This window comes from Nocardia sp. MDA0666, assembly GCF_003023875.1.
GTDB lineage: Bacteria > Actinomycetota > Actinomycetes > Mycobacteriales > Mycobacteriaceae > Nocardia > Nocardia aobensis.
Map to the genome: position 1 here is coordinate 401,885 of NZ_PYHT01000001.1, position 12,459 is coordinate 414,343.

Annotated in this window: 10 protein-coding genes; 2 read left to right on the forward strand and 8 right to left on the reverse strand. The window is 69.2% G+C overall.

All coding sequences use genetic code 11. From position 1 onward, the window contains the following. Positions 1-27 precede the first annotated feature (27 nt). From C8258_RS01945 to C8258_RS01970, 6 genes are all read right to left on the reverse strand, one after another. Positions 28-870, reverse strand: a complete 843-nt coding sequence (locus C8258_RS01945) for a shikimate dehydrogenase (protein ID WP_106953579.1) — start codon at positions 868-870, stop codon at positions 28-30. Continuing rightward, positions 860-2,584, reverse strand: coding sequence for an endolytic transglycosylase MltG (gene mltG / locus C8258_RS01950; protein WP_106953580.1), 1,725 nt, complete (start codon positions 2,582-2,584; stop codon positions 860-862). Before mltG ends, C8258_RS01945 begins: the two co-directional genes overlap by 11 nt. Beyond that, positions 2,577-3,185, reverse strand: coding sequence for a Holliday junction resolvase RuvX (gene ruvX, locus C8258_RS01955; protein WP_106953581.1), 609 nt, complete (start codon positions 3,183-3,185; stop codon positions 2,577-2,579). Before ruvX ends, mltG begins: the two co-directional genes overlap by 8 nt. After that, positions 3,185-5,851 carry an alanine--tRNA ligase gene (gene alaS / locus C8258_RS01960; protein ID WP_106953582.1) on the reverse strand — a complete coding sequence of 889 codons (2,667 nt, stop codon included), beginning with the start codon at positions 5,849-5,851 and terminating at the stop codon, positions 3,185-3,187. Before alaS ends, ruvX begins: the two co-directional genes overlap by 1 nt. A 62-nt stretch (positions 5,852-5,913) precedes the next feature. Further along, positions 5,914-7,257 (reverse strand): replication-associated recombination protein A, encoded by a 1,344-nt coding sequence (locus tag C8258_RS01965; protein WP_106953583.1) that lies wholly within the window; start codon positions 7,255-7,257, stop codon positions 5,914-5,916. Between the two features lie 29 nt (positions 7,258-7,286). Beyond that, positions 7,287-7,877, reverse strand: a complete 591-nt coding sequence (locus tag C8258_RS01970) for a TetR/AcrR family transcriptional regulator (RefSeq protein WP_106953584.1) — start codon at positions 7,875-7,877, stop codon at positions 7,287-7,289. 67 nt (positions 7,878-7,944) lie between these two features. Here C8258_RS01970 and C8258_RS01975 point away from each other — a divergent pair, with 67 nt between their 5' ends. Continuing rightward, positions 7,945-8,904 (forward strand): TauD/TfdA family dioxygenase, encoded by a 960-nt coding sequence (locus tag C8258_RS01975; RefSeq protein ID WP_106953585.1) that lies wholly within the window; start codon positions 7,945-7,947, stop codon positions 8,902-8,904. Between the two features lies 1 nt (position 8,905). Here C8258_RS01975 and C8258_RS01980 read toward each other — a convergent pair whose 3' ends face one another. Beyond that, entirely contained in the window at positions 8,906-10,075 is a 1,170-nt protein-coding gene (locus tag C8258_RS01980) for a phosphotransferase family protein (RefSeq protein WP_030513960.1), read from the reverse strand. 249 nt (positions 10,076-10,324) lie between these two features. Between C8258_RS01980 and C8258_RS01985 the strand changes: the two genes are divergently transcribed. Next, positions 10,325-11,377 (forward strand): hypothetical protein, encoded by a 1,053-nt coding sequence (locus C8258_RS01985; RefSeq protein ID WP_106953586.1) that lies wholly within the window; start codon positions 10,325-10,327, stop codon positions 11,375-11,377. A 6-nt stretch (positions 11,378-11,383) separates the two neighbouring features. Here the strand turns inward: C8258_RS01985 and C8258_RS01990 are convergent, their stop codons facing one another. After that, positions 11,384-12,355 carry a DUF389 domain-containing protein gene (locus C8258_RS01990; RefSeq protein WP_106953587.1) on the reverse strand — a complete coding sequence of 324 codons (972 nt, stop codon included), beginning with the start codon at positions 12,353-12,355 and terminating at the stop codon, positions 11,384-11,386. Positions 12,356-12,459: the final 104 nt, after the last annotated feature.

Genomic DNA, 12,459 nt, shown 5'->3' on the forward strand with positions numbered 1-12,459 from the left:
TGTGACGTCATCGAATTGGAACCCGTTCTAGAAGTCACGAAGATCCAGAGCCGCTGCCATCGCCGCCCGCGGCGCGGGCCGGCCGGTGAACTGTTCGACCTGGCCGTAAGCCTGATTCAACAGCATCTGTAACCCGCTGATGACGGTATGTCCCGCGCGCCGCACGGCCGTGGCCAGCGGCGTCGGCCACGGGTCGTAGATCGCGTCCAGCACCACCGGCGCCGTCGCGACCGCGTCGGCTACCACCGCCGCACCGGCGGCCGGTACCGAGCTGACCACCGCGTCGGCGCGCGCACACGCCGCGCGCACCCGATCGGCGTCGAAATCGGAGAACTCCGTCGCCATCCCGAGCTGCCGGGCCAGGGCGAGGGTCGGTTCGGCCCGCTCGGCGTCGCGCGCGACCACGGTGACCGTCTCGGCGCCGAGTTCCGACAGCGCCAGCAGTGCCGGTCGCGCGGTGCCGCCCGCCCCGAGCACGACCGAGCGGCGCACCGATTCCACGCCGCCGCCCTGCAGCGCGCCGCGCACGCCGTCCACATCGGTGCAATCGGCTCGCCACCCGCTCGCCGTGCGCACCAAGGTGTTGGCGGAGCCGACCAGAACGGCACGCTCGGTCCGCTCGCCGGCGAAATTCAGTGCCGCGACCTTGCCCGGCATCGTCACCGACAGCCCGACCCAGTCCGAATCCAGCCCGTCGACGAGGCCGGGCAGTTGCTCGCCGGTGCATTCGATGCGCTCGTAGGTCCAGTCCAGACCCAGCGCCCGATAGGCGGCCAGATGCAGTTGCGGTGACCGCGAATGCGCGATCGGGCTGCCCAGCACCGCGGCCTTGCGTCCCGATGCCGGCGCCGCCGTTCCGTTATCGGCCACTGTCGAGAATTCCGCTCTGCTGGGCGCGCTGGATGTTGCGCAGATGTTCGCTGTAGCTCTCGGTGAACATCGTGGTCCCCTGTTTGTCGACGGTGACGAAGTACAGCCACGGTCCCGGCGCCGGACTCTCCACCGCGCGCAGGGCATCCAGCGACGGTGAGGAGATTGGTGTGGCCGGCAGCCCCGGCATGGCGTAGGTGTTCCACGGGGTCTTGCGTGCGCGGTCGGCGTCTGTGGTGGCGACCTCGGTGCGGTCGAGGGTGTAGTTGACCGTGGAATCGAGCTGCAGCGGCTGATCGACCGCGAGCCGGTTCACGATCACCCGCGCCACCTTCGTCATGTCCTGCGGCAACGCTTCCCGTTCGACCAACGAGGCCGCGATCAGCGTCTGGTACGGATTCAGTTTGTTCGTCGCCCCCGACTGCAGCAGTCCGGTCGTCTCATAGCCTGCGGCGCTCTCGCTCACCAGCTGCGCCAGAATCTGCTCGGGCGTGCCGGACGGATCGAAGTCCCAGGCGCCCGCGGCGATCATCCCCTCGAGCTGGCGGGTGCGATCGGGAACCTTGCGCACGGCGTCGACGGCCCAGGCCGGAACGCCCAGCGCGGTCGCGTCGGCGGTGGCCCCGGCGGCATCGAGTTGTTCGTAGGTGACGCACTTCTTGTCCGCACCGGTCCCGACGCAACTGGCGTCGGCGATCTTGCGGTAGATGCCCTCGTTGCGGGCGCCGGTGTTCACATCGGTGGAGTCGTGCAGCCGCCGCCCTTCGGAGACCACCACATTGCCCACCCGGGAAGTCTTCTTCAGCAGGGCCGCGACCGCGTCGACGCCCTTGCTGTGTGTCGGCACCGCGTAATAGCCCGGCTGCACCGACGTAATGCCCGAATTGCGCATGGCCGCTTGATAGAAGGCCCCACTGCTGCGCACGACCCCCTTCTCGACCATGGTCTGGGCGATCTGTTCGGCGGTGTCACCGGTGTGCACCTGGACCACGGCCAGCGGGCCGGGCGATCCGTCGAAATCCTCGGGTCCGCCCATGGAACGGATGAACTTGTATCCGGCGTAGCCACCGGCCACCACGAACAGAACGACGAACACGCAGCCCAGAACGACCAGATTCCGGCGCCGGCGCTGCCGCTCGGCAGCCTTACGGGAGGCCACGCGGGTGCGACGACCGCGCCCGGATGAGCCCGACCGCGCCGGCCGACTCGCGCCGCGCGCCTTCTGTTCCCCGGCGGACTTCGCGGCGGCACCGCGCCGGCTCCCCCGCTGCGCCTCCCGCAGCGGGGCCGCGTTCGCGCGGGTGCCGCGCCTGGCGGCGGGCGCCGGTTCCGGCTCCTCGACGGCGATCGGTTCGATATCGGTCTCGGAGTCGTACTCGTCGCGGCGATACCGATGGCCGCTGCGGCCGGTCCGCTCGTACTCCGGTTCGGCGTAGTCGTCGGCGTAATCCGGGTCGGCGTAATCGGGATCCGCGTATCCGGCGTCGGCGAGCTCGTGGCCGTACCGAGGGTCGTATCCCGCGGCGGGATCGGCGTAGTGCGCGGCCGGTTCGTCCTCGTCGACGTAGCGCGGAATGACGGCGGTGTCGTCGTCCTCGTAGTCGTCCCACTCGTCGGTGGCGCTACGGTGCGCACCGCCGCGCCGGTAGCGCCGCTGCTGCTCGTCGGCGCGCCGGCGCGAGCGATCTCCGGCCCGGGACCAGCGGTCACTCATCCGACCACCTGGCCTCGTCTGCACCGGCCGAGTTCAACACCGCACTCCGTTCGTCCAACCACCCTTGCAGGATCGACACGGCAGCCGCCTGGTCGATGACCTGCCGCCGGCCGCGCGCGCGAACTCCACTGTCCCGCAATGCACGTGCAGCTGACACCGTAGTCAAACGTTCGTCGGAAAGTCGTATCGGCACACCAGGAATCATGTCCCGCAAACGTCGCGCGAATCGAGCGGCCAACTGTGCGGACGAGCCACTGGCCCCACGTAATGTGCGTGGCAGACCGACGATTACCTCGACCGCCTCGTATTCCCGCACAATCTCGGCTACCCGGATCAGATCGGTTGCCGGACCTCGTTTTCCACCCTTGACGGTCGGGACCGTCTCCACCGGCGTCGCCAGGATCCCGTCCGGGTCACTGGCGGCCACTCCGATGCGCACGGTTCCCACGTCGATGCCGATCCGCCGGCCGCGACCGGGATCGGTCCGCGCGCTGGGGCGTTCGGCCGGGATGTCGTCCGGCCGGGCGGCCCCGGCTTCCGGAGCCGCCCCCGATGGGGACGGCTCCGGTTCCGAGGGCTCCGAATTCTCGGAATTGTCCATCAGGCGGCGATCTCGGCCACCCGCGCGCGCACGCCGGCCAGGCCGGCCTCGATACCGGACGGATCCGAGCCGGCGCCCTGCGCCATCTCCGGCTTACCGCCGCCGCGGCCCGCGATACTCGGACCGAAGCTGCCGACCAGATCGCCGGCCTTCACACCGAGTTCCTGAGCGGGCTTGTTCACCGCGACCACGAACGGGACCTTGCCGTCGGCGTTGCCGAGCAGCACGACCACCGCCGGTTCACTGCCGAACCGGCCGCGGATATCGGTGGCCAGGGTCCGCAGATCGCCCGCGCCGACGCCCTTCGGGGCCGCGGCCGCGACCAGCAGCACCTTGCCGACGCGCTGGGCCTGCTCGACGTAGTTTCCGGCCTGCGACAGTACGGCCGCGGCCTTGGTGCGCTCGAGTTCCTTCTCGGCGACCTTCAGCCGTTCCACCAGTTGCTCGACCCGGGCCGGCACATCCTCGGACGGCACCTTCAGCGAGGCGGCCACACCGGCCAGCAGGGCCCGCTCCTTGGCCAGATACTTGTAGGAATCCAGCCCGACGAACGCCTCCACGCGACGCACACCGGAACCGACCGACGATTCACCGAGCAGTGTTATCGGCCCGATCTGCGACGAATGTTCGACGTGGGTGCCGCCGCACAGTTCCATCGAGAACGGCCCGCCGATTTCGACGACCCGCACCTCGGACCCATAGTTCTCGCCGAACAGTGCCAGCGCGCCCATCGACTTGGCCTTGGGCAGATCGGTGACGAAGGTGTTCACCGGGAAGTCCGAGCCGACCGCGTCGTTGGACACGGCCTCGATATCGGCCTTCTGCGACTCCGAGAGCTGGCCCTGCCAGTTGAAGTCGAACCGCAGATAGCCGGGCTTGTTCAGCGAACCGGCCTGAACCGCGTTGGGGCCCAGCACCTGCCGCAGCGCGGCATGCACCATGTGTGTGCCGGAGTGGCCCTGGGTGGCGCCGCGCCGCCACGCCGGATCGACCTGAGCGAGTACGGCATCGCCCTCGGTGATCTGCCCGCGCTCGACGGTGGTCTTGTGCACCCACAGCTTCTTGGCGATCTTCTGCACGTCGTTGACGCGCAGTTCCGTGCCCGAAGCGGTGAGACTGCCGCGGTCGGCGATCTGACCACCCGATTCGGCATAGAGCGGACTGCGATCGAGGATGACCTCGACATCCTGCCCGGCGGTCGCGGTGGGGACCCGCACACCGTCGGCGATGAGGGCGAGAACCCGCGCCTCGGTGGCCAGTTCGTCGAATCCGGTGAATTCGGTGGCGCCCCGGTCGACCAGTTCCTTGTAGATCGACAGGTCGGCGTGGGCGTGTTTGCGCGCCTGCGCATCGTCCTTGGCGCGCTGCCGCTGCTCGGCCATCAGTGTGCGGAAGCCCGACTCATCAACCTCGAGCCCGGCCTCGGCGGCCATCTCCAGGGTCAGGTCGATCGGGAAACCGTAGGTGTCGTGCAGGGTGAACGCCTCACTGCCCGCGAGGGTGCGCCCGCCGGTGGCCTTCACCTCGGCGACCGCGTCGTCGAACAGTTTCGACCCGGTGCTCAGCGTCTTGAGGAAGGCGGTCTCCTCACCCACGGCGACGGTCTCGATGCGAGTGAAGTCGGTAGCCAGTTCGGGGTACGAGGGCGACATGAGATCGCTGACGACCTTCATGAATTCGCCGATCACCGGCTTCTCGGCGCCCAGCAGCCGGGCCGAGCGCACGATCCGGCGCAGCAAGCGGCGCAGCACGTAGCCGCGGCCGTCGTTGCCCGGGTTGACGCCGTCGGCGATCAGCATCGCCGAGGTGCGGGCGTGGTCGGCGATGACGCGGAAGCGCACGTCGTCGGCGTGTTCGACGCCGTAGCTCTTACCGGTCAGCTCCTCGGCCTTGGAGATGATCGGGCGTAGCAGATCGGTTTCGTAGACGTTGTCCACGCCCTGGAGCAGCATCGCCACGCGTTCGATGCCCATACCGGTATCGATGTTCTTCTTCGGCAGCGACCCCACTGGCGGATAGCCCAGCTTGGGGCTCTGCTCGCCGCGGATGTCCTGCATGAACACGAGATTCCAGATCTCGAGGTAGCGATCCTCATCGGCGACCGGGCCGCCCTCGGCGCCGTATTCGGGTCCGCGGTCGTAGTAGATCTCCGAGCACGGTCCGCCGGGACCGGGCACGCCCATATCCCAGTAGTTGTCCTTGCCGTCGCGGAACTGGATGCGTTCGGTCGGGATTCCGGCGACGCGGTGCCAGATCTCGGCGGCCTCGGGATCGCTCTCGTAGGCGGTGACCCAGATCCGCTCCGGATCGAAGCCGAATCCGCCCTCCTCCTGAGATTTGCTGATCAGTTCCCAGGCGAAGGTGATGGCACCTTCCTTGAAGTAGTCACCGAAGGAGAAGTTGCCCGCCATCTGGAAGAAAGTGTTGTGGCGGGTGGTGACGCCCACCTCTTCGATATCGCCGGTGCGCACGCACTTCTGCACGCTGGTCGCGCGCGCGAACGGCGGCGCCTCCTGGCCCAGGAAATACGGCTTGAACTGCACCATGCCCGCATTGACGAACAGCAGGTTCGGGTCCGGCAGGATCAACGAGGCACTGGGTACCTCGGTGTGGCCGGCACGGACGAAGTGGTCCAGGAAACGCCGTCGGATCTCGTGGGTCTGCACGAATATCCAGCCTACCGGGCGCGGTCCAGCCGGTTTTCAGCGGTCGTGGGCGCGCCCGTGCCTCAGCGCCCTCGGACGATCCGCCGCAACTTGGTGACCCGCGGCCCGATCTCGCGCTCATAGCCGTGATCGGTCGCGGTGTAGTAGTCGGCGCCGACCAGTTCGTCGGGCGGATACTGCTGGGCGAGGATCCCGTCCGGGTGGTCGTGCGGGTATTTGTAGCCCTGCGCATTGCCCAGTTTCGCCGCGCCCGCGTAATGCCCGTCGCGCAGGTGGGGTGGCACCGCACCGGCCTTACCGGCCGCGATATCGGACATGGCCGCGCCGATGGCCGCCGCGACCGCACCCGATTTGGGCGCGGTGGCCACGTGGATGGTGGCGTGCGCGAGCGCCAGCTGCGCCTCCGGCATACCGACCAGCTGCACCACCTGCGCGGCGGCGACCGCGGTCTGCAGGGCGGTCGGATCGGCCATGCCGACGTCCTCGGACGCCTGGATCATCAATCGCCGCGCGATGAAGCGCGGATCCTCGCCCGCGCTGATCATCCGGGCCAGATAGTGCAGCGCCGCGTCGACATCGGACCCCCGCAGCGATTTGATGAACGCGCTGATCACGTCGTAGTGCTGGTCGCCGGCGCGGTCGTAGCGAACCGCGGCCTTGTCGACGCTGGCCTCCACCAGATCCACGTCCACCGTGCCGTCCAGCGACGATTCCGCCGAGGCCTCCAGGGCGGTCAGCGATCGCCGCGCGTCGCCGCCGGCGATGCGGACGATGTGGTCGAGCGCCGCCTCGGTGACGGTGTACTGCCCGGCCAAACCTCGCTCATCGTCGATCGCGCGACGCAGTACGGTGCGAATATCGTTGTCCGACAACGACTTCAACTGCAACACCAGCGACCGCGACAGCAGCGGCGACACCACCGAGAACGACGGGTTCTCCGTGGTCGCCCCGACCAGCAGCACCACCCGGTTCTCCACCGCGGCCAGCAGGGCGTCCTGCTGGGTTTTGGAGAACCGGTGCACCTCGTCGATGAACAGCACGGTCTGCTCCCCCGCGAGCAACCGCCGCCGCGCCAGCTCGATGACCGCGCGCACCTCCTTGACGCCCGCCGACAACGCCGAGAGCGCCTCGAACCGACGGCCGGTCGCGGTCGAGATGAGCGCGGCCAGCGTCGTCTTACCCGTCCCGGGCGGGCCGTAGAGCAGCACCGATGCCGCACCCGACCCCTCGATCAACCGGCGCAGCGGCGATCCGGGGCCGAGCAGATGCTGCTGGCCGACCACCTCGTCCAGGTTCGCGGGCCGCATCCGCACCGCCAGCGGCGACATCCTGCCCGCCGGCGGCAATGCGACGGATGCGCTGGACACGTCCTCCACCTCCGGCGCCTCGAACAACCCTTCGCTCACGCCTCGACGGTACCGATGAGCACCGACACTCAGGGCGACGCGGGGTCGGGGCGCAGAATTCGCCCGGCCTGCGCCTCGATCGACGCCCGCAGTTCGGCATCGGTCAGCTCGCGCAGGCCGGCGGCGCTGCGCAGGAACGGCTCGAGCAGCTGCCAGCCCATGGTGAAGGCGGCCAGATGGGCCACCGCCAGTCCGGCCGCGCGGTCGCTTCCCATCTGCGGCCGGAGATGCTCGATCAGCATCGCCATCACGGGGAACTGTTCCTGCAGCTCGCCGACCGGATAGCCGTCGAGGATGCAGCGGGCCAGCACGGTCAGATGGCGGCGCAGCCGGGGATCGGTGGCGGTGAGCTGCCCGGCGGCGGCCAGCGCGCCCGATTGCTCCCCGAGATAGCTCAGCACGGCCCCGACCAGCCGATCCTTCGCGCCCAGATGCCGGAAGACCAGGCCGTGGTTGACCCCGGCACGCTCGGCGATGTCGCGGATCGAGGTCGCGGCCGGGCCGCGTTCGGCGAACAGGTCGGCGGCGGCCTCGGTGACCGCCGCGACGACCGCGTCGCGACCGACCGGTGCGGCGCCGGAGTCGTCGCGACGCGGAGTCGATGGCGGGTTCTCGGACATCGGGCTACAGTAGCGAATACCGGTGTAGTCAATCGACTACAGTCGTCCGATCGCCGAAGGAACCGCCATGACGCAGACCACCGCCGCGGAGACCGAACCGCGTACGCACTACCCTGTGAGCTCGTTTCCCCTGCCGGGATTTCCGCTGATCGCGGGCCCGTTCACCCATCTGGTCGCCGAACGCGACCGCCTGGCCGCACTGCACTGGCAGCATTTCGACGCCCGGCAGGTCGGCGTCAGCCTCGGCGCGGAGATCAGCGGCGTGGATCTGACCCGGGAGCTGCCCGCGGAGGTGATCGCCGAACTGCGCCGGGCACTGCACGAGTACAAGGTGCTGTTCTTCCGCGAGCAACCGCTGACGCCCGCCCGCCACGTCGCGTTCGCGGCACGCTTCGGCACCCTCGAGGTGCATCCGTTCATCCCGTCCAACACCGAGCAGCCGGAGCTGGTCCGCTTCGAGAAGACACCGACCATGGCGGGTGTCGAGAACATCTGGCATCACGACGTGACCTGGCGGCCGCAGCCGTCGATGGGCGCGATCCTGCACGCCGTCGCCGTTCCCGAGATCGGCGGCGACACGCTGTTCTCGGATATGTACGCCGCCTACGAGGCCCTCGACGCCGAGACGCGGGCTCGGATCGACGACCTCACCGCGACACACGACTACACCCGCGCCTTCGGCCGCGGGCAGACCGCCGAGGCGCAGGAGGCGCTGCGCGCCCAGCATCCGCCGGTCAGCCACCCCGTGGTGTGCACACACGAGGCGACCGGACGCCGGCACCTGTACGTCAACCGGATCTTCGTGGACCGGATCGACGGCATGGATCCCGAGGCGAGCCACGACCTGCTGGACCGGCTCTGCCGCCAGGCCGATTACCCCGAACACCAGGTGCGGCTGCACTGGGAGCCCGACACCGTCGCCTTCTGGGACAACCGGGCCGTGCAGCACTACGCCGCCAGCGATTACTGGCCGCAGACGCGAATCATGGAACGGGCCTCGATCGTGGGACCGCGACCGGCCCGCTGAGTCACTCCTCCCAGAGTTCCTCGAGGGTGGCGGAGACATGCTCGGCGAAGTCGCCGAGTGTGTCATCGCCGGTGCAGCGCGCATCCTCGGCCAGCGCCGCCCAGCGGTTGATCAGAGCGGCCGAGCGCGGCACCGACAGGCCGTGTTCGCGGGCCGCGGCGATGCGGGTGTGATCGGCAGGCAGGAACCAGAAGGTTGTCAGCCACACCCAGATGAGCCGGGCCTCGAGGATGCGTTCGGCCAGCAGGTCGTCGTCGGCGAGCGCGGGCCACACACCCACGACCTCCGAGCGCCAGGCCTCCACCATCTGATGCGCGCGCTCGCGAGAGAGTTCGAAATCGCACAGGCAGCCCGGGAACGAGACCAGCGCGTAGGCGATGTCGAGGGTGGCGTCGCGGAAACCGCCCCATTCGTAGTCGAGGAACCGGGCACCCTCGTCGTTGAGGATCACATTGTCCGGACACAGGTCCGAGGGGCTGAACGCGCGGAAGCGGCCTGCGGAGAACAGGCGATTGCCCCGCACGATGCGTTCCGCGATCTCGCCCGGCACGTCGATGCCGACCTCGCGGGCCAGCATTCCGGGTACCTCACCGATCGCGGCCTCGGCCTGCTGGGCGATGCCGTCGACCCGGTGCACCACTTCCACCCGCCGCAGCAGCGCCACGAAATCGGCCTCCCGGCCGACCGTGGCGGCGTGCATACGGCCCAGCGCCTGCGCGAACGCCATCTGGGCGTTGCGGGTGGCGGGTTCGGCGCCGGTTTGCAGCACCGAGGTGAGCGACATGTTCTCGCCCAGATCGCTGAGGATCAGCAGCCGATCCGGCAGGCTGTGGGCCAGCAGATAGGCGCCGGGACGGTGCTCGCTGCTGAGTGCGGTGGTGAACTGGTAGGACACCGCCTCGCGCAGGAACGCCGAGTCTATGCTCGCGACCCCGGGCGCCAGCCCGCCGATCCGGCGCTCCTGTGCGGCGCCACGGACCTGCTTGACTATCAGGGTGCGAGGAAGTGAGAACGAGTTCTCCGCTACGCGTACGCGCAGCACCGTCGTCCTGCCACTGCCGCTGAGTTCGATCGGATCGCTCAGCTTCACCGCAGCACCCATGCGCTTCGTGAGCAACTGTTGTGCCGCGGACACGACTTCGGCGGCGCGTTCGGCCAATAGTGCGGTCATCGCCAACCAAGTTACTCGCTCCAGGTCACTTTCAGCGAGCGGATCGGCAACCTTTCGCGCGTCGTCGGCGTGTCCCCGCCGAGCGGCTGCGACCGGACCGAGATGCTCATTACGCTCATCGTCGGCCGGGTCGCGGATCCGGCCCGATGCCGCGGCCCGTCGCTTGACACGCCCGGCCGTGTCCGGTTGTGTCGAAAACTCAACTGCAGTGTGCCGCACCAGAACCCAGGTGATTCGAAAGGTCCGACGATGACCGACTCCCCGCAGTCCGCACCCCGCGACACCGGCGAAGGCGGTGAACGGCGACCGGAGAGCCGGCCCGGGCAGCATCCCACCGGTCCCGCACGACCCGGCGCCGGGCCAGGCGAACATCCCGCAACGCCGGGCCGGCCCGACATGGCCGGAGCCGCGGGATATCCGCAGTTCGAGGGCTCCGGCGCACCGCAGTACGGCAACCCACAGTACGGCGGCACCCCGGGCGAGCCGCCCCAGGTCACCCCGGGTGGGGTGCCCCCGGTGGCACCGCCCGGAGCGCACGGGCAGCCCGGCCCCACCTACGGCCCGCCCGGTAGCGTCCCGCCGGGCGCCTATCCGCCGCCCGCCGATCCGACCTGGGGCGCACCGGATAACGGCATGCCGCCGCAGGGCGCGCCCGGGTACGGCGCGCCGCCGGGATACGCCGCTGCGCCGACGCTCAATGTCGGCCGGGCGCTCAGCTTCGCGTGGGATCGCTTCCGCGCCAATCCGATTCCGTGGATCGCGATCACGCTCGTCGGATTCGTCGCCTACCTGATGGTGACGGTCGTGGTGAACGTCACGCAGGTGAATTCGCTGATGCCGGTGGTGCTGATCGGGTTGCTCGCCGCCGTCGTGGTCTGGCTGCTGCAGGCGGCGATGATCCGCGGCGCCCTGTACGAAACCGACGGCACGCCACCGGATTTCGCGTCGTTCTTCAGCTTCGTCAACGCCGGCAACGTGCTGATCACCGCTCTGCTCGTCTTCGTGGCGGCCTGCGTCGGCGCGGTGTTGTGCATCGTGCCGGCACTCGTCGTGGGCTATCTGTGCATGTTCTCGCTGCACTACGTCATCGACCAGGATCTCGATCCGTTCAGCGCGATCAAATCCAGTGTGCAGCTGGTGGTCTCGAATTTCGTGCCGACACTGCTGCTGGCCCTGACAGTCGCCGCGCTGACGATCGTCGCCACGGCGCTGTGCGGCATCGGACTGCTGGTGGTGGGACCGCTCACCGTCATCGCGGTCACCTACTCCTACCGGATGCTCACCGGCGGCCTGATCGCCTGAGCGGTCTCATTCGTCGCCGAACCACCAGCGCGACAAGATGTTCCGTTGCTTCGGACGTGGCGGGCCGAGCGCATGCCCGTGATGGGGACGCAACTGCAGCACGATGATGCCCGCCACGACGATGCCGACCATGTTCACGCCCAGCTGGCCGATCGACTCGAATGCCTTGTGCCATTCGCCGACGGTGGCGGCGACGGCGGCGAAACCGGCCGCCGGAATCGTCGTCACCGAGATGAACACGCCGACCAGCGCCGCCGATTTCGCGGTCACCAGCGACATCATCCCCGCCGCACCCGCCAACAGCGCGACCACCAGCGAGAACGGGCCCACCTCGTAGATGAAGTCCACGTTGCGGATGGCGTGGATGCGGTCGACGGTGATCCAGCCGAACTGTTCCCACACCAGCGACGCCAGCGTCGCGATCCCCATCGCCACCGGAAAGCCGATCAGCAGGGCCAGGATCGAGCGGCGGGCCAGGCGGAAGTCCCGGCGCACCACCGCGACCGCGACGGCGGCCAGCGGCCCGAACTCGGGTCCGACCACCATGGCGCCGACGACCGTCACCGGCGAATCGGTGGCCACGCCGACGACGGCGAGCAGGCACGCGATCGTGATGAAGGCCAGGAAGGTGGGGTTGAGCGTCGATTCCTCGTGGGTCTGGGCGAGCAGTTCCTCCCAGACGATCGCATCCGACGGATCACCCGGCGCCGCCTCGACCGCGCGGTCGGCCGGGGCCGACAGCACCGTTTCCACCGGCGAGAGCATGATGCCGCCGTAGTCGCCGATGCCCAGCCCACGCAGACCGGCCAGCACATCGTTGGCCGATTCGCGAGCGATATCGGCCTGGACGAGATCACCGGGCGGCTCGACCGAGGCGCCGCGCTGCACGGTGATGAGCGTGGCGCCGGGTTCGGCCCGCAGCGCGGTCACCGCGGCGTCGGTCGACTCCGGTGGGCAGACCGCCCGCAGGTGCAGCACCCCAGTCCCCTGTCGTCGGCACGATCGTCCGGCACCGGGTGGCGCCGGACGATCTGCAGACTAACCGGTGCGCGGCCGCGACCGCCCACAACCGCGGCGGCACA